This is a genomic window from Streptomyces sp. NPDC001393, from assembly GCF_053597455.1.
This window is the reverse complement of the sequence record NZ_JBSFIH010000003.1, coordinates 165231-185520: the sequence shown is the minus strand read 5'-3', so window position 1 is coordinate 185520 and position 20290 is coordinate 165231. Positions and strand designations below refer to the sequence as shown.

At 69.4% G+C, this 20290-nt stretch carries 14 protein-coding genes; 6 read left to right on the top strand and 8 right to left on the bottom strand.

Annotation, left to right across the window (positions count from 1 at the left end; translation table 11 throughout):
• Positions 1 to 109 precede the first annotated feature (109 nt).
• On the bottom strand, positions 110 to 1876 hold the full coding sequence (gene arc, locus ACWC2T_RS05895) for a proteasome ATPase (RefSeq protein ID WP_450669221.1): 1767 nt from the start codon (positions 1874 to 1876) through the stop codon (positions 110 to 112).
• Positions 1877 to 2387: 511 nt separating this feature from the next.
• Here arc and ACWC2T_RS05890 point away from each other — a divergent pair.
• Complete coding sequence (locus ACWC2T_RS05890) at positions 2388 to 2690, top strand: ferredoxin (protein ID WP_450669220.1); 303 nt, start codon at positions 2388 to 2390, stop codon at positions 2688 to 2690.
• Positions 2691 to 2709: 19 nt separating this feature from the next.
• On the opposite strand, the gene ACWC2T_RS05885 is transcribed toward ACWC2T_RS05890, so the two are convergent.
• The 3 genes from ACWC2T_RS05885 to ACWC2T_RS05875 form a co-directional block, all read right to left on the bottom strand.
• Entirely contained in the window at positions 2710 to 3291 is a 582-nt protein-coding gene (locus ACWC2T_RS05885) for a hypothetical protein (RefSeq protein WP_450669219.1), read from the bottom strand.
• 244 nt (positions 3292 to 3535) lie between these two features.
• Positions 3536 to 4438, bottom strand: coding sequence for a tRNA (adenine-N1)-methyltransferase (locus ACWC2T_RS05880; RefSeq protein ID WP_450669218.1), 903 nt, complete (start codon positions 4436 to 4438; stop codon positions 3536 to 3538).
• 38 nt (positions 4439 to 4476) lie between these two features.
• The gene (locus ACWC2T_RS05875; RefSeq protein WP_450669217.1) at positions 4477 to 6291 is read right to left on the bottom strand and encodes a site-2 protease family protein; all 1815 of its coding nucleotides are present in this window, start codon (positions 6289 to 6291) and stop codon (positions 4477 to 4479) included.
• Between the two features lie 179 nt (positions 6292 to 6470).
• Between ACWC2T_RS05875 and ACWC2T_RS05870 the strand changes: the two genes are divergently transcribed.
• Both ACWC2T_RS05870 and ACWC2T_RS05865 read left to right on the top strand, forming a co-directional pair.
• A complete protein-coding gene (locus ACWC2T_RS05870; RefSeq protein WP_450669216.1) occupies positions 6471 to 7571 on the top strand; it encodes a PD-(D/E)XK nuclease family protein in 1101 nt (366 codons plus the stop codon).
• A 14-nt stretch (positions 7572 to 7585) separates the two neighbouring features.
• A complete protein-coding gene (locus ACWC2T_RS05865) occupies positions 7586 to 8257 on the top strand; it encodes a response regulator (RefSeq protein WP_228618649.1) in 672 nt (223 codons plus the stop codon).
• Positions 8258 to 8360: 103 nt separating this feature from the next.
• Here ACWC2T_RS05865 and ACWC2T_RS05860 read toward each other — a convergent pair whose 3' ends face one another.
• From ACWC2T_RS05860 to metH, 4 genes are all read right to left on the bottom strand, one after another.
• On the bottom strand, positions 8361 to 9938 hold the full coding sequence (locus ACWC2T_RS05860; RefSeq protein WP_450669215.1) for an ABC transporter substrate-binding protein: 1578 nt from the start codon (positions 9936 to 9938) through the stop codon (positions 8361 to 8363).
• Between the two features lie 93 nt (positions 9939 to 10031).
• The gene (locus tag ACWC2T_RS05855) at positions 10032 to 11636 is read right to left on the bottom strand and encodes an ABC transporter substrate-binding protein (RefSeq protein ID WP_450669214.1); all 1605 of its coding nucleotides are present in this window, start codon (positions 11634 to 11636) and stop codon (positions 10032 to 10034) included.
• 433 nt (positions 11637 to 12069) lie between these two features.
• On the bottom strand, positions 12070 to 12771 hold the full coding sequence (locus ACWC2T_RS05850; RefSeq protein ID WP_450669213.1) for an HAD family hydrolase: 702 nt from the start codon (positions 12769 to 12771) through the stop codon (positions 12070 to 12072).
• Positions 12772 to 12956: 185 nt separating this feature from the next.
• Positions 12957 to 16472: a methionine synthase gene (gene metH / locus ACWC2T_RS05845; RefSeq protein WP_450669212.1), complete on the bottom strand. Its 3516-nt coding sequence runs from the start codon at positions 16470 to 16472 to the stop codon at positions 12957 to 12959.
• Positions 16473 to 16747: 275 nt separating this feature from the next.
• On the opposite strand from metH, the gene ACWC2T_RS05840 reads away from it, so the two are divergent.
• From ACWC2T_RS05840 to glpK, 3 genes are all read left to right on the top strand, one after another.
• Positions 16748 to 17512, top strand: a complete 765-nt coding sequence (locus ACWC2T_RS05840) for an IclR family transcriptional regulator (protein WP_450669211.1) — start codon at positions 16748 to 16750, stop codon at positions 17510 to 17512.
• A 343-nt stretch (positions 17513 to 17855) separates the two neighbouring features.
• Positions 17856 to 18650, top strand: a complete 795-nt coding sequence (locus ACWC2T_RS05835) for an MIP/aquaporin family protein (protein ID WP_450669210.1) — start codon at positions 17856 to 17858, stop codon at positions 18648 to 18650.
• A 63-nt stretch (positions 18651 to 18713) separates the two neighbouring features.
• Positions 18714 to 20252, top strand: a complete 1539-nt coding sequence (gene glpK, locus ACWC2T_RS05830; RefSeq protein WP_450669209.1) for a glycerol kinase GlpK — start codon at positions 18714 to 18716, stop codon at positions 20250 to 20252.
• Positions 20253 to 20290 lie beyond the last annotated feature (38 nt).

The window sequence follows — 20290 nt, the reverse complement described above, 5'->3', positions numbered from 1 at the left end:
CGCCTTTGCGCTGGTGGGGAGATCATTTGCGTCATTGGCTGCTCCGGTCGTGGCCTGAAAACGCGAGGGCTGCGGGTACCCGGTGAGGGCACCCGCAGCCGCCCTGGTGTTACAGGTACTGACCGGTGTTGGCCACCGTGTCGATGGAGCGTCCGGTGTCTGCGCCCTGCTTTCCGGTGATGAGGGTGCGGATGTAGACGATCCGTTCGCCCTTCTTTCCGGAGATGCGGGCCCAGTCGTCGGGGTTGGTGGTGTTGGGGAGGTCTTCGTTCTCCTTGAACTCGTCCACGCAGGCCTGGAGGAGGTGGGAGACGCGGAGGCCCTTCTGGTTCTTTTCGAGGAAGTCCTTGATCGCCATTTTCTTGGCGCGTCCGACGATGTTTTCGATCATGGCGCCGGAGTTGAAGTCCTTGAAGTAGAGGACTTCCTTGTCGCCGTTGGCGTAGGTGACTTCCAGGAAGCGGTTCTCCTCGGATTCGGCGTACATCTGCTCGACCGCCGTCTGGATCATGCTCTGGACGGTGGTGGCCTTGTCGCCGCCGTGTTCGCCGAGGTCGTCGGCGTGCAGCGGGAGGCGTTCGGTGAGGTACTTGCCGAAGATGTCCTTGGCGGCCTCGGCGTCGGGGCGCTCGATCTTGATCTTCACGTCGAGTCGGCCGGGGCGCAGGATGGCGGGGTCGATCATGTCCTCGCGGTTGGAGGCGCCGATGACGACCACGTTCTGCAGGCCTTCCACGCCGTCGATCTCGGCGAGCAGCTGGGGGACGATGGTGTTTTCCACGTCGGAGCTGACGCCGGAGCCTCGGGTGCGGAAGAGGGATTCCATCTCGTCGAAGAAGACGATCACGGGGGTGCCCTCGCTGGCCTTCTCACGGGCACGCTGGAAGACGAGGCGGATCTGCCGCTCGGTCTCGCCGACGTACTTGTTGAGGAGCTCGGGGCCCTTGATGTTGAGGAAGAAGCTCTTGCCGGCGGCTTGGCCGGTGACTTCGGCGACCTTCTTGGCGAGTGAGTTGGCGACGGCTTTGGCGATGAGTGTCTTGCCGCAGCCGGGGGGGCCGTAGAGCAGGACGCCCTTGGGTGGGCGCAGCTCGTGTTCCTTGAAGAGGTCGGGGTAGAGGTAGGGCAGCTCGACCGCGTCGCGGATGGCTTCGATCTGGTTGCCGAGTCCGCCGATCTGGTCGTAGCCGATGTCGGGGACTTCTTCGAGGACGAGTTCTTCGACCTCGCTCTTGGGGACGACCTCGTAGACGTAGCCGGAGCGGGGTTCGAGCAGGAGGGCGTCGCCGGCGCGGATGGTGACGTCCAGCAGCGGCTCGGCGAGCCGTACCACCCGTTCCTCGTCGGTGTGGCCCAGTACGAGGGCGCGCTCGCCGTCCTCGAGGATTTCCTTGAGGGTGACGATGTCGCCGACGCGCTCGAATTCCATGGCTTCGACCACGTTGAGCGCTTCGTTGAGCATGACTTCCTGGCCGCGCCTGAGGTCGTCGAGGTCGACGCTGGGGCTGACGTTCACGCGGAGTTTGCGGCCTCCGGTGAAGATGTCGGCGGTGCCGTCCTCGTTGGCCTGCAGGAAGACGCCGAAGCCGGCGGGCGGCTGGGCGAGCCGGTCGACCTCTTCTTTGAGGGCCACGATCTGGTCGCGGGCCTCGCGGAGGGTGTTGGCCAGCCGTTCGTTCTGGGCGGACACGCCGGCCAGGTTGGTCTGCAGCTCGACGATCCGCTCTTCGAGAATCCTCGTGTGTCGCGGAGAGTCGGCGAGCTTGCGTCGCAGGACGGCGATCTCCTGCTCAAGGTAGGCGATCTGCCCGGCCGGGTCGTCGGACCCTCGTCCCGGGCGGATGCCGCGGTTCATGTCGTCGTCGTGGGCTGCCACGGTCCTCACCTCCTCCAAGGGGAGCTGGACGCTTCCAGACCCTACCTGGGTGGGTGTCGATTGAAACCCCTAGATCACAGAGACTGTCAAGGTGTGTCGTCGGTCACCCGTTGCGCTCTCCCTCGCACGGAGGGGATACCCACTCAACGTGATGCGGAAGCAGCTTGTTCCGGGCATCGGGTGGTCAAAACCCTTCAGGAGTGGCCGGAGTTGTCTGTTGCGGGTGGGTGGGCCGGGGGGTGGGCAGCCCGCAGGGCGCTCGCGCGGTCATCACGCAGAGCGACGGTCCGGGCGGTGGGTGTCACGGCCGGAGTGGCTTGAAGTGGTGGGTGTCACCTCTGTGCTGGTCGGGCGCTGCTACCCGGGGTGGTGGGGGTGGAAACCCGGTGCCGGTGGAGGGTGGCTGGAATGCGGGCGGGGGTAGGGTCGGGGGTGTTCAACAGCCGCTGGTGCGGACCCGGCTGGCCCTGGGGGTGGCCGGTGCCGCTCGGCGTATTCGACGGCGGGAGAGGTGACCGTGCAGCAGGAGGCCCCGGGCGGGGAGGCGCTGGAGGTCTGGATCGACCAGGATCTGTGTACCGGTGACGGGATCTGCGCCCAGTACGCACCTGAGGTGTTCGAGCTGGACATCGACGGGCTGGCCTATGTGAAGGGCGCGGACGAGGAGCTGCTGCAGGCGGTGGGTGCGACGGCGCCGGTGCCGTTGCCGTTGCTGGCGGATGTGGTGGACTCGGCGCGGGAGTGTCCTGGGGAGTGCATTCATGTGCGCCGGGTTTCGGACAGGGTCGAGATGTACGGGCCCGACGCGGAGTGAGTCCGGGCCGGGCTCGGTGTCAGACGCTGTGGGTGTCGGTGTTGGTGGTGCGGATGAACGCGTTGCCGTTCCAGTGCCACTTGGTCGGGGTTTTCAGGTCGGGGCAGCAGTCGGGGACGGCGTCGGAGGAGTAGCCGAGCAGGGTGGCGTCGACGGTGCCGGCGTGCAGGGAGAAGTCGGTGACGGTGAGCCGGTCCTTGGGGTCGACGAGGGTGGCGACGACGCGTGGTGTGCTGCTGTCGGTGGAGCGGGTGAGGACGTAGACGCCGTCGGGGGGTGTGCCCATGGCGGAGTCGCAGTGCACGACGGCGACGGTTTCGGGCCGGCCGTCGCCGTCGAGGTCTCCGCTGGCTTTTTTGGCGACCACGGCTTTGACGGGTCCGCAGTGCAGGGGGAAGTCCACGCCGGTGGTGCTGGGCGGTGCGATGGCCGCGGGGGCGGATTTGCTACGGGTGTCGGTGTGGGTCTGGGCGGCCGTGGCCGATCCGGGCTGGACGACGGAGGAGAGGGCCACGACGCCGGCGACGGCTGTGGCGGTGGCGACCCAGTGGATGGGGCGGGTGTGGGTGTGGGCGAGCTCCGGAACGGCGGATTGCTGCACTAGGAGTGTCTCCTGTGAGGGCTGTGCCGGTGGGGGTGGCCAGCATGGTGCCACACGTCACAGTGCGGGGGAACGGCGGGGTCGGGATTCCTGCGGGCGGGGCTCGCGTGGGTGGCGGGCGTACGCGCCGTTACGGGGTGAGGGGTCCCGGTGCCGTGTCAACGCGCGGGCGCCGTGCCGGAGTTCCCGTGGGTGTGCGGGAACTGGGGCACGGCGCCGTTGCGTTGTGCTGTGTGGGGACCGGTCAGCGGGCGGTGCCGCCGTCGGCGTTGGGTCCGGCGTAGTCCTCGCCGTAGGCGCCCTTGGCGGGGCGGCGGCGGCGCATGGGCGGCTCGACGCCGTCGGCGAGGCGGCGGGCGGTGAGCAGGAAGCCGGTGTGGCCGATCATGCGGTGGTCGGGGCGGACGGCCAGGCCTTCGATGTGCCAGTTGCGGATCATGGTCTCCCAGGCGGTCGGCTCGTTGAAGCAGCCGATCTCCCGGATGGACTCCACGGTCCGGGCGAGCTGGGTGGTGGTGGCCACGTAGCAGCAGAGGATGCCGCCGGGGACGAGTGCCTTGGAGACGGCCTCGAGGCATTCCCAGGGGGCGAGCATGTCGAGGATGACGCGGTCGACGTCGGTGTCGGACAGGCTGTCCTGGAGGTCGCCGACGGTGAGCTGCCAGGCGGGGTGGGGGCCGCCGAAGTAGCGTTCCACGTTCTGCTTGGCGATGTCGGCGAAGTCCTCGCGGCGCTCGTAGGAGTGCAGCATGCCCTGGTCGCCGATGGCGCGCAGCAGGAAGCTGCTGAGCGAGCCGGAGCCGACGCCGGCCTCGACGACGCGGGCGCCGGGGAAGATGTCGGCGAAGGCGAGGATCTGCCCCGCGTCCTTGGGGTAGACGACGGCTGCCCCGCGGGGCATGGACAGGACGTAGTCGGGGAGCAGGGGGCGCAGCGCGAGGTAGGCGACGTTGCCGGTGGTGCGGACAACGCTGCCCTCGGGAGCGCCGATCAGTTCGTCGTGCGGGAAGGAGCCCTTGTGGGTGTGGAAGTTCTTCCCGGCTTCGAGCGTGAACGTGTAGTGGCGGCCCTTGGGGTCGGTCAGCTGTACCTGGTCCCCGACCTTGAAGGGCCCGCGCCTGCGGGCGGCACCGGTCGGTTCGGACATGTGACCAGGGTACCGGCAGCGGAGCGGGCCACCGACCACTAGCTGGGGCGGGCCATGGCTTTCACGAAGGCGCGTTCGACGTCTGCTGCGGACAGGACGCCGTAGATCTCGCCGGTTTCCTCGACCACCAGGTATTCGGTGGCGGGGGTGGCGCGCAGGACGTCGAGGAGTTGTTCTCCGGCTAGCTCGGCGGAGACGCGCATGCCGTCGGTGAGCTCCTGGGCGAGGCCGCTGACGGCGACCCAGGGGCGGCGGTGTTCGGGTACGCCGACGATGGCGGACTCGCGGACCAGGGAGAGGGGGGTGCCGTGGGCGTCGACGACGACGAGGGCGCGGGCGCCGGCGGCGTTGGCGCGGCGCAGTGCCTCCGACAGCGGGGTGTCGGTCTCGACGGGTACGGCGCGCCGGGTGAGGGTGCGGGCGCGCAGTTCGGGGAGGTGTTCGCGCAGGCGGGCCATGCGCAGGCTGTTGCCGGCGCCGGTCCAGATGATGGCGGCGAGGATGGCGGCGAGCAGGGCGTCGGTGACGGTGTCCATGCCGCCGGTGTCCTGGTTGCTGCCGCCGAGGGCGCCGGACTGGTTGAGCAGGGGCAGGCCGATCAGGACGGCGACGGCGAGGGCGCGGCCGACCCAGGCGGCGGCGATGGTGCCGCTCATGGGTTTGCCGGTGATGGCCCAGACGACGGCGCGGAGCATGCGGCCGCCGTCGAGGGGCAGGCCGGGGAGGAGGTTGAAGACGGCCACGATGAGGTTGGAGATCATCAGGCCGGCCAGCAGGACGCCGGGGACGGTGCCGGGTTCGACGGGTTTCATGGCGAGGTAGAACAGGCCGGCCAGGACGAGGGAGAGCAGGGGTCCGACGAAGGCGAGGACGAACTCGCGGCCGGGGGTCTCGGCCTCCTTCTCGATCTCGGAGACGCCGCCGAAGAACTGCAGCTGGATGCGGCGGACGGGGAGCTTGAAGCGGATCGCGGCGACGGTGTGGGCCAGTTCGTGGACCAGTACGGAGGCGTAGAAGGCGACGGCGAAGAACAGGGAGACGAGGTAGCGGGCGGCGCCCAGTTCGGGCAGTACGCGGTCGAGCTGGCCGCCGAAGACCCAGGTGATGAGGGCGGCGACGAGGAACCAGCTCGGTGCGACGTACACCGGTACGCCGAAGGGGCGGCCCATGAGGATGCCGCCGCCGGGCTCTTTGGGCCTCGGCTGGGGCGGCTCGCCCTTGGCGATTCCGGAGTGGGCGAGGGACCGGTGCTCGGGGCGGGTGTCGCGCGCGTGCCCGGTGCCGGGGGCGGGGGCGTTTTCGGGTCGGGCGGGGGCGTCGGGGGTGGGGGGCGGGACGGTCGTGTCGCGGTACGGGGCCTCCGGGTCACCGGTGTGGCCGGTCGTGGCGCTGGTCGGGCTGGTCTGCGAGCCGTCGGCGCGCCCCTCGGTGTCCGCGTCACTCGTGCCCGTGGCTTCGGGGTGGCCGTCGGTTGCGCCGGCGTCCGGGGCGCTGGTGCAGGTCTCGCCGGTGCCGGCCGGGCCGGCGCCGGTCCGCTCGGCGTTCGTGCTGTCGGCGCCGGTGCCGGTCGGATGCCCCGCAGGCTCGGGGGCATCCGGGCCGTCGCCGGGGGCGGTGGTGTCCGCTGCGGGCTGGGCAGGTCCTTGTGCGCTCGGGCGGTCGGGGGCGTGCACCTTGTCGTCGGGGGCATGCCCCTGGTCGTCGGTCTCGGTCCCGCGGTGGTCCGCGGCGGGCTGGGGCTGCGGGCCCGCAGGGTCGGTGGGGCCGGTCGTCGGGGCCGTTGGACCCGCGGGGTGCTCGGCCGGCTTGTCGTTGCCGGACCGCGGCTGCCCGTTCCCGCCGCTCACGTCCACGGTGTCCCCTCGTTCGAAGCGTCTTCCGCACCTGCCGGACGGAAGGGTCTGTGGTCGATGGTATGCGGCCGTGGTGGCGCGTTTCGCCCCGGCACCCCTTGAGTTTGCCGTGCGGTCGCGGGGCCGGACGCGGGCGGCGGCCGGGTCACTGTCAGTGGTGGGCCGTAAGGTCTGTGGACATGGACAGCAGCATCGAGGACGCGGGAGCCCTGTCGGGGGGCGCCGAGCAGACGGATCCGGCCGAGGCACCGCAGCCGGCGCCCATGACGGCTGCGCCGATCCCGGTGCAGGCACCGGTGCCGGGTGCCTCGGAGGCTGGGCCGGCGACCGGGACGTCCCCCGTGGCCGGGGCGCCTTCCGTCTCCGGCGCACCCACCGGGCCGGAAGCGACCGTGGCCGGCGCGCCGGAGGCCGGTGCCGAGCGTGTGGCCGTCCCTCCCACCTCGCTGTCACCGTCCCGGGCCGGTGATTTCATGCAGTGCCCGCTGCTGTACCGGTTCCGGGTGATCGACCGGCTGCCGGAGAAGCCGAGCCCGGCGGCGACCCGGGGCACGCTGGTGCACGCGGTGCTGGAGCGGCTGTTCGACGCGCCCGCGGCGGAGCGGACGGCACCCCGGGCGAAGGCGCTGATCCCGGGCCAGTGGGACCGGCTGCGGGAGAGCAGGCCGGAGCTGGGCGAGCTGTTCGCCGACGATCCGGAGGGGGAGCGGCTGGCCGGGTGGCTTCAGGAGGCCGAGCACCTGGTCGAGCGCTGGTTCACGCTGGAGGATCCGACGCGGCTGGAGCCGGCCGAGCGGGAGCTGTTCGTGGAGGCCGAGCTGGAGTCGGGGCTGCGGCTGCGCGGGATCATCGACCGGGTGGATGTGGCGCCGACCGGTGAGGTGCGGATCGTCGACTACAAGACGGGCAAGGCACCACGGCCGGAGTACTCCGAGGGCGCCCTGTTCCAGATGAAGTTCTACGCCCTGGTGGTGTGGCGGTTGAAGGGGGTCGTGCCGCGGCGGCTGCAGCTGGTCTATCTCGGCAGCGGCGATGTGCTGACCTACGACCCCGTCCTCGCCGATCTGGAGCGGGTGGAGCGCAAGCTGCATGCGCTGTGGGACGCCATCAGTCAGGCGACGGAGACCGGGGAGTGGCGGCCGCGTCCGACCAAGCTGTGCGGCTGGTGCGACCACCAGGCGCACTGCCCGGAGTTCGGGGGCACTCCCCCGCCGTATCCGTTGCCGGTGAGGGCACGCGAGTCCGGGAGTGTGTCGCAGGGCAGAATGGGCCCGGACTAGCGAAGGAGTGTCACGTGGCCATCCGTGTCCTACTGGTCGACGACCAGCCCCTGCTGCGTACGGGTTTCCGGATGATCCTGGAGGCCGAGCAGGACATCGCGGTCGTGGGCGAGGCCGGTGACGGTCTGCAGGCCCTCGATCAGGTGCGGGCCCTGCAGCCGGACGTGGTTCTGATGGACATCCGTATGCCGCGGATGGACGGGGTGGAGGCAACCCGGCAGATCACCGGTCCCGACCGGTCCGGTCCGGCGAAGGTGCTGGTGCTGACCACGTTCGACCTGGACGAGTATGTGGTGGAGGCGCTGCGGGCCGGGGCGAGCGGCTTTCTGCTGAAGGACGCGCCGGCGAACGAACTGGTGCAGGCGATCCGTGTGGTGGCGGCGGGTGAGGCGATGCTGGCGCCGAGCATCACGCGCCGGCTGCTGGACAAGTACGCCACGCATCTGCCGTCCGGTGAGGAGCCGGTGCCGGACACGCTGAACACCCTCACCGACCGTGAGGTGGAGGTGCTGAAGCTGGTGGCGCGCGGTCTGTCGAACGCGGAGATCGCGGCTGATCTGTTCGTCAGCGAGACGACGGTGAAGACGCATGTGGGTCATGTGCTGACCAAGCTGGGCCTGAGGGACCGGGTGCAGGCGGCGGTGTACGCGTACGAGAGCGGGCTGGTGCGCCCCGGCGCCCAGTAGGCCGTAGAGGCCGACGGGTCCGGCTCGTGCGGCGGTGCGTGTCCTACGACGGCGAAGGGCGCCCCTCCCGTGCGGAGATGGGCGCCCTCGGTGTCAACGGCCGTCAGCTCTTGCTGAGTTCCCAGAACCGGAAGACGGTGGAGGCGTCCAGGCAGTACTCCAGGCCGTAGACGCCGTCGCGGACGACCGCGTACTGCTTGGCCTGCCAGACGGGCAGGACGGGCAGGTCGGTGGCGACGATGTTCTGCAGCCGGCCGAAGTCCTTGTCGGTGGCAGCGCGGTCGCTCTGGGCGGCGGTGTCGGGGATGAGGGTGCCGGTGATGGTGCGGTTGGTGTAGTTGTTGTCCAGCACGTTGCCCTTGCCGAAGAAGGGTGCGGTGAAGTTGTCGGCGTCCGGGTAGTCCGGGATCCAGCCCTTGACGTAGACGCCGTACTTGCCGGCCGCGATGTCCTTCTCGTACTGGTCGAAGGCGACGGACTTCACATCGGCGTCGAACAGTCCGCTGGCGTTGAGCTGGCCGGCGATGGCCTTGAGCTCCTCGTCGGTGGCGGGGCCGTAGCGGGACGGCGTGGACCACAGGGTGAGCTTGACCTTGCCGGTGATGCCGTCGGCGCGCAGTGCGGCGGCGGCCTTGGCCTGGGAGGGGCGGGCGCCGTAGGTGTCGAAGAAGGCCGTGTTGTGGCCGACGATGCCCGCCGGGATGATCGAGTACAGCGGGGTGGCGGTGCCCTGGTAGACGTTCTTGATGAGGGCGTCGCGGTCGATGAGGTAGGCCATGGCCTTGCGGACGCCGGGCTTTCCGGCGACCGGGTCCTTCATGTTGAAGACCAGGTGCTGGACTTCGGCGCTGGTGCCGTCGATGACGTCGACGCCCTTGCCTTGCTGCTGGTCGAGGCCGGCGATGTCGGAGGCCGGCAGGCCTCGGTAGGCGATGTCGACGTTGCCGTCGAGAAGGGCCTTCTTCAGGGCGGTGCGGTCGCCGTGGAAGAACTTCAGGGTGACGCCGGAGTTCTTGACCTTGGCGGTGCCCTTGTAGTTGTCGTTGACGGAGAAGACGGCCTTGTCCTGGTCGAAGGAGTCCAGTTTGTAGGGGCCGGAGCCGACCGCCTTGTGGTCGGTGCGCAGGCCGTTCGCGTCGTACTGGAGGTGGTCGACGATGGAGCCGGCGCCGGAGGCGATCTTGCTGGGGAAGGTCGCGTCGGAGGACTTCAGACGGAAGACGACCGTCTTGGCGTCCGGGGTGTCGATGCTGCCGAGCATCGGGAACATGACCGCGGGCCCGGCGGGGTCGTTGATCTTCAGCATGCGGTCGAAGGAGAACTTGACGTCCTTCGAGGTGAGCGGGTCACCGTTGCTGAACTTCAGGCCGTCCTTGAGGGTGCACTGGTAGACGGTGGCCCGGGAGTCGGTGAAGGTGCATTGCTTCGCGAGTTCCGGCTGGGGTTCGGTCTGTCCCTTGGGGAAGCTGAGCAGTGACTGGAAGACGTTGTCGAACAACAGCCAGGAGCCGGGGTCGTAGCCGGAGGCCGGGTCCGTGGCGAGGACGTCGTCGGACATCCCCATCACCACGGAGGAGCCGGTACCCCCGGAATCACCGCTCCCCGAGCCGCAGCCGGTCAACAGGCCGGAGGCCAGCCCCGCCACGACGGGCAGGACTGGCCACTGGTTGCGCATGTTCACTTGATAGTGCCTTGTCGTCGGTTCGTCACCCCGGGGCCACGGTGCCCGGCCCCGGGTACCGGGGCGTCCGTCCATGTCCCGGTGAGAGAGCCGTCAGCCGCTCACTCCGCGGCCGAGCTCCCACAACTGGAGCGTAGACGAGGAGTTGAGGGCGTAGGCGACGCCGGTGATGTCGTCCCGTGCGGCGACGTACTGCTTGCCCTGCCACAGCGGCAGGACCGGGACGTCCTCGGCGACGATGTCCTGGATCGCCGTCAGGCTCTTGGCGGCGTTGAGCCGGTCGGCCTCGCGGCGGGACTCCGGGATCAGGGTGCGCTGGATGGTGCCGTTGGAGTACGGCGAGCCGAGGAAGTTGTCCTTGTCGAGGAAGGGCGCGAGGAAGTTGTCGGCGTCCGGGAAGTCGGGGAACCAGCCCATGCCGTAGACGTCGTACTGGCCCTTCTGCTCCGCCGGGCGGAAGGTGTCCCAGGTGTGGCCCTGAGTGGAGACGTCGAACAGGCCGCTGCCGTTGAGCTGCTGCTGCAGGACCTCGAACTCCTTCTGGGTGGCGGAGCCGTAGTGGTCGGTGGTGTAGTGCAGGGTCAGCTTGACCGGGGTGGTGATGCCGGCCTGGGTGAGCAGGGTCTTGGCCTTGGCGACGCTGGGGTTGCCGTACTTGTTGAAGAACGAGTTGGAGTGGCCGGTGACGGTGGCGGGGACGAGCGAGTACAGCGGCTCGGCCTGGGTGCCGTAGACCTTGGAGACCAGGGCCGCGCGGTCGATGATCTGGGCCATCGCCTGGCGTACGGCCTTGGACTTCACGCTGCTGGCGTTGGTGTTGAAGGCGAGGTAGCGGATCTCCAGGCCCGGCATGTCGACCAGGGTGACCTTGTTGCCGCTGCCGGCGTCCAGCTTCTGGATCTGGGCGGGCGACATGGTGCGGGTCATGACGTCGATGTCGCCCTTGTCGATGGCGGCGCCCATGGCGTCGGCGTCGCTGAAGGAGCGCAGGACGACCTTGTCGTTGTTCACCTTCACGGCACCCTTGTAGTTGGGGTTCTTGGTGAAGGTGGCGGCGCTCATGGTGTTGCCGCTGACGTCGGCCTGGAGGGTGTAGGGGCCCGAACCGTCGACCTCGAAGCCGTCGCGCAGCTTGCCGTTCTGGTAGTCCTTCGGGTTGATGATGCCCGCGACCGGGGTGGACAGCTTGTACGGGAAGGTGGCGTCGGCGGTCTTGAGGTGGAAGATGACCTCGCGGTCGCCCTGGGTCTCGACGGTGTCGATGGTGTTCAGCAGGGAGGAGACACCGCTGCTGGACTTGATGCGCAGGGCGCGCTCGATGGAGTACTTGACGTCCTGGGCGGTGACCGGGTCGCCGCTGGCGAACTTCAGGCCGTCGCGGAGCTTGCAGGCGTAGCGTTCGCTGCCGCTGTCGGTGAAGGAGCAGCTCTCGGCGGCGTCCGGGACGGGGTCGCCCTCGCCCTTGGGCTGGGCCATCAGGGTCTGCACGGTCTGGCGCAGGATGTTCCAGGTGCCGACGTCGTAGGCGTAGGCGGGGTCGAGGGGCGCCGGGGCGTCGCTGGTGGTGGTGAACCGGTCCGTGGTGCCGACGACGATGGCGTCACCGCTCTTGCTCCCGCTGCCGGATCCGCCACACGCGGCGAGAACCGGGGTGAGCAGGCCGGCCACCGCCGGCAGCACCAAAGTCTTGCGGTTCATGCGGGAGTTTCTCCAGAGCTGTTCGGGTCCGTGTATCCGACATGCATGGGTGGTGCGGCGGATCACGGGGGGTTGCGGCGATGTTCTCGCGATGAGATTAGTCCGCGCCCGCAGGAGGGTTCACGGCCCCGTGAGTTGATCCCCCATCACGCAGTGGAACCACATGCGGACACACCGAAAACCCGACAGCGGCAGGATTAGTGCAGCTTCCCATCAATCGGGACACAAAGACCCGTCACTGCGGGCCGAACGGGGTTGTTCAGCACAGTTGGCCCGGGTTGTCGAGGGCCGCAGAGGTGAGGAACGTCACACTTCCAACTGTGCGGCGAGTCAGTGGAATTCGGTCGGGCGGCCGGCCGTGAATTCCACTCCGGTGTACTTACCCGGAAATTTGTCCAGCCGGGCCAATGGACTTTGCACGCTGGGTGAACAGTTAGAGCATTTCCGTCATCAGGCCGCGCAGAAATGCCAGGTCGACCTCTTCCAGGGAGGTCACCACGGTGCGTCCGGCGGCCGGGCCGATGGGGGCGACGGAGGGTACGGCGACGACGCGGCAGCCCGCGGCCTCGGCAGCGGCGACACCGGTCGCGGTGTCCTCGACCACCGCGCATCTGTCCGGCCGGGCGCCGAGCCCCGCCGCGGCGAGCAGGTAGGGGTCGGGGAAGGGCTTGGTGCGCGAGACCTCGTCGCCGGCGACGGACAGGGCGAAGTGGTGGGGGCCGAGGATGCCCAGCACGCGATCGATGATGCGCCGGTGGGAGGCGGAGACCAGGGCCGTCGGGATGGCGTGCTCGTGGAGTTCGGCGAGCAGGCGGGCGGCGCCCGGCATCAGCGGCAGGGCACGGTCGATGCGGTCCTCGAAGCCCTCGTTGAGCAGCACGGTGAGTTCGGCGAGGGTGATGTCGGCTCCGGTGGCCTCGATGAGGAAGCCGGCGCTGCGGGTCATGGGCCCGCCGACCACGACATGCCGCCAGGACTCGTCCAGGGTGTGCCCGAGGCCGGCGAAGACCTCCACCTCGACGTCCCACCAGAAACCCTCGGTGTCCACCAGGGTGCCGTCCATGTCGAGGAGCACCGCCTGCAGGGCGGAGCCTTCGGCCGTAAGGGTTCCGAGCGCGGGGACCGTGCTGGTCATCCGGGCGCACCTCCTTGAGGGACGATCAGGCCGGTTCCCGGACAGGGAACCGGCCTGCAGTGGACCGACCAGTGTACGTCTCCGGCGCCGCAAGCGCCTCGTTTGACCGGCGTGTGACAGGGCACACCTCTACTACCGCCGGGGCTGGCTGTGACGTGCGCTTTCCACAGCTCGGCGCGCCGGGTTCACCGCGCGTTGAAGTACTTGGCCTCCGGGTGGTGGATCACGATCGCGTCCGTGGACTGCTCGGGGTGCAGCTGGAACTCCTCGGACAGGTGGACCCCGATGCGCTCCGGGCGGAGCAGGTCCGCGATCTTGGCGCGGTCCTCCAGGTCGGGGCAGGCGCCGTAGCCGAGGGAGAAGCGGGCACCCCGGTACTTCAGGGCGAACATGTCCTCCATGGCGGCCGGGTCCTCGCCGCCGAAGCCGAGTTCGGCGCGGACGCGTGCGTGCCAGTACTCGGCGAGCGCCTCGGCCAACTGGACGGACAGGCCGTGCAGTTCGAGGTAGTCGCGGTAGGAGTTGGCCTCGAAGAGCTTCGCGGTCTCCTCACCGATCCTCGAGCCGACGGTGACGACCTGGAGGCCGACGACGTCCGTCTCCCCCGACTCCTCCGGGCGGAAGAAGTCGGCCAGGCACAGCCGGCGGCCGCGGCGCTGGCGCGGGAAGGTGAAGCGGGTGCGCTCGTTGCCCTGCTCGTCCAGGATGATCAGGTCGTCGTCCTTGGACACGCAGGGGAAGTAGCCGTAGACGACGGCCGCTTCCAGCAGGTTCTCCGTCTGGAGCCGGTCCAGCAGGCCGCGCAGCCGGGGCCGGCCCTCGCTCTCCACGAGTTCCTCGTACGACGGCCCCTCGCCGGTGCGGGCCTGCTTCAGACCCCACTGGCCCTTGAACAGCGCGCCCTCGTCCAGCCAGGACGCGTACTCCTTCAGCTGGATGCCCTTGACGATCCGGGTGTCCCAGAACGGCGGGGTGGGCACCGGGTTGTCGGTGGCCACGTCGGAGCGGACGTGCCCCTCCTCGGGTCGCTCCTCGACCTCGACGGAGGCCGTGGCGCGAACCCGGCGCTGGCGCAGTTCGGGCAGCTTCGCCCCCGGCACCCCCCGCTTGACCCCAATGAGGGCGTCCATCAGGCGCAGGCCCTCGAAGGCGTCGCGGGCGTAGCGGACCTCGCCCTCGTAGATCTCGTGCAGGTCCTGCTCGACGTAGGCGCGGGTGAGGGCGGCGCCGCCGAGGATGACCGGGAAGCGGGCGGCCAGGCCGCGCTGGTTGAGCTCCTCCAGGTTCTCCTTCATGATCACCGTGGACTTCACCAGCAGCCCGGACATGCCGATGACATCGGCCCGGTGTTCCTCGGCGGCCTCCAGGATCGCGGAGACCGGCTGCTTGATGCCCAGGTTGACCACGTTGTAGCCGTTGTTGGACAGGATGATGTCGACGAGGTTCTTGCCGATGTCGTGGACGTCGCCGCGCACGGTCGCCAGCACGATGGTGCCCTTGCCCTCGGCGTCGGACTTCTCCATGTGCGGTTCGAGGTAGGCCACGGCGGCCTTCATGACCTCGGCGGACTGCAGCACGAACGGCAGCTGCATCTGCCCGGAGCCGAACAGGTCACCGACGACCTTCATGCCGTCCAGCAGGGTCTCGTTGACGATGTCCAGCGCCGGACGGTCCTTCAGCGCCTCGTCGAGGTCGGCCTCCAGGCCGTTGCGCTCGCCGTCGATGATGCGGCGCTTGAGGCGCTCTTCCAGCGGCAGCGCGGCCAGCTCCTCGGCCTTGCCCGCCTTCAGCGACTTCGCCGTGGCGCCCTCGAAGAGCTGCATGAGCTTCTGCAGCGGGTCGTAGCCCTCGCTGCGGCGGTCGTAGATCAGGTCGAGGGCGGTGGTGACCTCTTCCTCGCTGAAGCGGGCGATCGGCAGGATCTTGGAGGCGTGCACGATCGCCGAGTCCAGGCCCGCCTTCACGCACTCGTCCAGGAAGACGGAGTTCAGCAGGATCCGGGCCGCCGGATTCAGGCCGAAGGAGATGTTCGACAGGCCGAGGGTGGTCTGGACGGCCGGGTGGCGCTTCTTCAGTTCGCGGATCGCCTCGATGGTGGCGAGGCCGTCCCTGCGGGACTCCTCCTGACCGGTGCAGATGGTGAAGGTCAGGGTGTCGATGAGGATGTCGTCCTCGCGGATGCCCCAGTTCCCGGTGAGGTCGGCGATCAGCCGTTCGGCGATCTCGACCTTCTTCTCGGGGGTGCGGGCCTGGCCCTCCTCGTCGATGGTGAGCGCGATCAGGGCGGCGCCGTGCTCCTGGGCCAGCCGGGTGACCTTCGCGAACCGGGAGTCCGGGCCGGCGCCGTCCTCGTAGTTCACGGAGTTGATCACCGCACGGCCGCCCAGCTTCTCCAGGCCCGCCCGGAGGACGTCGACCTCGGTGGAGTCCAGCACGATCGGCAGGGTGGAGGCGGTGGCGAAGCGGCCGGCGAGTTCCTCCATGTCGGCGACGCCGTCGCGGCCGACGTAGTCCACGCACAGGTCCAGCATGTGCGCGCCCTCGCGGATCTGCTCCCGGGCCATCTCCACACAGTCGTCCCAGCGGCCCTGAAGCATGGCCTCACGGAACTTCTTCGACCCGTTGGCGTTGGTGCGCTCGCCGATGGCCAGGTAGGAGGTGTCCTGCCGGAACGGCACCGTCTGGTACAGCGAGGCCGCGCCCGGCTCGGGGCGCGGGTCGCGGGCGGGCGGGGTGAGGCCCTTCACGCGCTCGACGACCTGGCGCAGGTGCTCCGGCGTCGTACCGCAGCAGCCGCCGACCAGGGACAGGCCGTACTCGCGGACGAAGGTCTCCTGCGCGTCCGCGAGCTCCGGTGCCGTCAGCGGGTAGTGGGCGCCGTCCTTGCCGAGGACGGGCAGGCCCGCGTTCGGCATGCAGGACAGGGGGATGCGGGCGTTGCGGGCGAGGTAGCGCAGGTGCTCGCTCATCTCGGCCGGGCCGGTGGCGCAGTTCAGGCCGATCATGTCGATGCCGAGCGGCTCCAGCGCGGTGAGCGCGGCGCCGATCTCGGAGCCGAGGAGCATGGTGCCGGTGGTCTCGACGGTCACCGACACGATCACCGGCAGGTCCAGGCCGAGGGCGTCCAGGCCGCGGCGGGCGCCGAGGACGGCGGCCTTGGTCTGCAGCAGGTCCTGGGTGGTCTCCACGAGCAGGGCGTCGGCGCCGCCCGTGACCAGGCCTTCGGCGTTGCGCTGGTAGGCGTCGCGCAGGGTGGTGTAAGGGGCGTGGCCGAGGGTCGGCAGCTTGGTGCCGGGGCCGATGGAGCCGAGGACCCAGCGGGGGCGGCCGTCCCTGGCGGTGAAGACGTCGGCGGCCTCGCGGGCCACCCGGGCGCCGGCCTCGGACAGCTCGTACACGCGCTCGGAGATGTCGTACTCGCCGAGGGCGGAGTGGTTGGCCCCGAAGGTGTTGGTCTCGACGCAGTCGACGCCCACGGCGAAGTAGGCCTCGTGGACGGAGCGCACGATGTCGGGGCGGGTGAGGTTGAGGATCTCGTTGCAGCCCTCGAGCTGCTGGAAGTCCTCGAGCGTGGGTTCCTGGGCCTGGAGCATGGTGCCCATGGCTCCGTCGGCGACCACCACACGGGTGGCGAGCGCCTGGCGGAGCGCGGACGCGCGGGTCCGGCTGTCGGCGGAAGGGGACGGTGGCAACGAGGCCATGAAGGGGCTCCCTAGATGCGACGGCTGTCGGCTTTGCGGCGTCCCGGGCAGGCGGGGAGGCCGCACGGCGCCAGGGTAACCGGGAGTCGGCCTGGATGGGCACCGGCGTCCACGGGGCGGACGCCGGTGGCGGGTGTGCCACACGCAGGTCACGTGTGATGTAACAAGTGCCGACCGACCGTTAGCGGTAGGTCGGCATGGACCGGTAGTGTTCGACATTGCCGAACGGCATTGAATACCGGTCGGCAGTCGAAGGGGACGGAGGCAGGACGGCGATGGCACGGAACATCCAGTCGCTCGAACGGGCGGCCGCGATGCTGCGGTTGCTGGCGGGCGGCGAGCGGCGGCTGGGCCTGTCGGACATCGCCTCGTCACTGGGCCTCGCCAAGGGCACCGCGCACGGCATTCTGCGCACCCTCCAGCAGGAGGGCTTCGTGGAGCAGGACGACGCCTCAGGGCGCTACCAGCTGGGTGCGGAGCTGCTGCGCCTGGGCACCACGTATCTGGATGTGCACGAGCTGCGGGCCAGGGCCCTGGTGTGGACCGACGACCTGGCCCGTTCCAGCGGGGAGAGCGTGTACCTGGGGGTCCTGCACCAGCAGGGCGTGCTGATCGTGCACCACGTCTTCCGGCCGGACGACAGCCGGCAGGTGCTGGAGATCGGTGCCATGCAGCCGCTGCACTCCACCGCGCTCGGCAAGGTGCTCTCGGCCTACGACCCGGTGGCGCACAGCGAGGCACTGGAGGCCGACCGCAAGCCCTTCACCGACCGCACCGTGTGCGACATCGAGGACTTCGAGCACCTTCTCGACATGACACGCGCGCGCGGGTACGCGGCCGACGTCGAGGAGACCTGGGAGGGTGTGGCGTCCGTCGCCGCGCCCATCCACGACCGGCGCCGCATGCCCGTGGGGGCGGTCGGCATCACCGGGGCCGTGGAACGGCTGCGCCGGGACGGCGAGCTGCGTCCCGAGCTGATCGCGGCGGTGCGCGACTGCGCCCGCGCGGTGTCGAGGGACCTGGGCGCGGGACGGTTCTGACCGGTCGGCGCCCTCCTGCGGGGTGAACCGGAACGCCGGGCGGCGTTCCGGTTCTCGCCATACCCTAAAACCGACATACGGGCCCAATGCCTACGTGAGTGCGGCGAAGAGTGATAACTCGCAGCGATCAATAACGATCCTGTTTTCGATAACAGAACCCTTGACGCATGCGTAAGGCCGAAGCAAGACTCCCGTCCATCGGTCGGCATTGTCGAACACCTACCGGCAATACGCGCTAGAGTGTGACAACGCCAAGGGCCGGCATCGCTCTCACCCCCGAGGGCGCCAGAACCCCGGCGGGACCCGGGGTTCGGCCCCTGGACGAAGGACAAAGGAGTCGCGGGTGTCCAGCTCCGACATCTTCATCGGCGAGACCATCGGTACCGCCATACTCATCCTGCTCGGCGGCGGCGTCTGCGCGGCCGTCACGCTGAAGGCCTCCAAGGCCCGTAACGCCGGTTGGCTCGCCATCACCTTCGGGTGGGGCTTCGCCGTGCTGACGGCCGTGTACATCTCCGGACCGCTGTCCGGTGCCCACCTCAACCCGGCCGTCACGGTGGCTCTCGCCATCAAGAACAGCGACTGGAGCAACGTCCCGGTCTACCTCGCCGGCCAGCTGCTCGGTGCCATGATCGGCGCGACCCTGGTGTGGGTCGCCTACTACGGCCAGTTCCACGCCCACCTGACCGACAAGGAGATCGTCGGCGGACCGGGCGCGCAGGCCACCGCGGCCAAGGCGGTCGAGGCCCAGGACAAGGGCGCCGGCCCGGTCCTCGGCATCTTCTCCACCGGTCCGGAGATCCGCAACGCGGCGCAGAACCTCGCCACGGAGATCATCGGCACGGTCGTGCTGATCCTCGCGGTCCTCACCCAGGGCCTGAACGACAAGGGCAACGGGCTCGGCGTCCTCGGCGGTCTGATCACCGCGCTCGTGGTGGTGTCGATCGGTCTGTCCCTCGGCGGACCGACGGGCTACGCGATCAACCCGGCCCGTGACCTCGGCCCGCGCATCGTGCACGCCCTGCTGCCGCTGCCCAACAAGGGCGGTTCCGACTGGGCGTACGCCTGGATCCCGATCGTCGGTCCGCTGATCGGCGGCGCCATCGCCGCAGGCATATACAACGTCGCCTTCGCTTAAGCCAACGCCTCGAAGCACGCGCCGTACGGACAGCCTCTTTACCCAGGATTTCAGGAGCACACAGTGACCGACGCCCACACCGCAGGCCCCTTCATCGCCGCGATCGACCAGGGCACGACCTCCAGCCGCTGCATCGTCTTCGACCGGGACGGCCGTATCGTCGCCGTCGACCAGAAGGAGCACGAGCAGATCTTCCCCAAGCCGGGCTGGGTCGAGCACAACGCCAACGAGATCTGGACCAACGTCCAGGAAGTCGTCGCGGGGGCCATCGCCAAGGCCGGCATCACCCGTGACGACATCAAGGCCATCGGCATCACCAACCAGCGCGAGACCACCGTGCTGTGGGACAAGAACACCGGTGAGCCCGTCCACAACGCCCTTGTCTGGCAGGACACCCGCACCGACGCCCTCTGCAAGGAGCTGGGCCGCAACGTCGGCCAGGACCGCTTCCGCCGCGAGACGGGCCTGCCGCTGGCCTCGTACTTCTCCGGGCCCAAGGCCCGCTGGCTGCTCGACAACGTCGACGGCCTGAAGGAGCGCGCCGAGGCCGGCGACATCCTCTTCGGCACCATGGACACCTGGGTCATCTGGAACCTGACCGGCGGTGTCAACGGCGGCAAGCACGTCACCGACGTCACCAACGCCTCCCGCACCATGCTGATGAACCTGCACACCACGCAGTGGGACGAGAAGATCGCCGAGTCCATCGGCGTGCCGCTGCAGATCCTGCCGGAGATCCGCTCCTCCGCCGAGGTCTACGGCGAGGTCACCGGCGGCAAGCTGGGCGAGCTGCTCGGCGGCATCCCGGTGGCCTCCGCGCTCGGCGACCAGCAGGCGGCCCTGTTCGGCCAGACCTGCTTCTCCGAGGGCGAGACCAAGTCCACCTACGGCACCGGCACCTTCATGGTGATGAACACCGGTGACAAGATCATCAACTCCTACGCCGGTCTGCTGACCACGGTCGGTTACAAGATCGGCGACCAGCCGACGGTCTACGCCCTGGAGGGCTCGATCGCCGTCACCGGCTCGCTGGTGCAGTGGATGCGCGACCAGATGGGCCTGATCTCCACCGCCGCCGAGATCGAGACGCTCGCGCTCTCGGTCGAGGACAACGGCGGCGCGTACTTCGTACCGGCCTTCTCCGGTCTGTTCGCCCCGCACTGGCGCAGCGACGCCCGCGGTGTGATCGCCGGTCTGACCCGGTACGTCACCAAGGCGCACCTCGCGCGCGCCGTCCTGGAGGCCACCGCCTGGCAGACCCGGGAGATCGCCGACGCCATGGTCAAGGACTCCGGCGACGAGCTGGTGGCCCTGAAGGTGGACGGCGGCATGACCTCCAACAACCTGCTGATGCAGACCCTCGCCGACGTCCTGGACGCACCGGTGGTGCGCCCGATGGTCGCCGAGACCACCTGCCTCGGCGCCGCCTACGCCGCCGGTCTCGCCGTCGGCTTCTGGTCCAGCACCGACGAACTGCGCGCCAACTGGCGCCGGGCCGCCGAATGGACCCCCCAGATGGACGCGGACACCCGCGACCGTGAGTACAAGAACTGGCTCAAGGCCGTCGACCGGACCATGGGCTGGATCGAGGACGAGAGCTGAGCCGCCCGACACAGCTCAGACATCTCTGACGAGGAGTA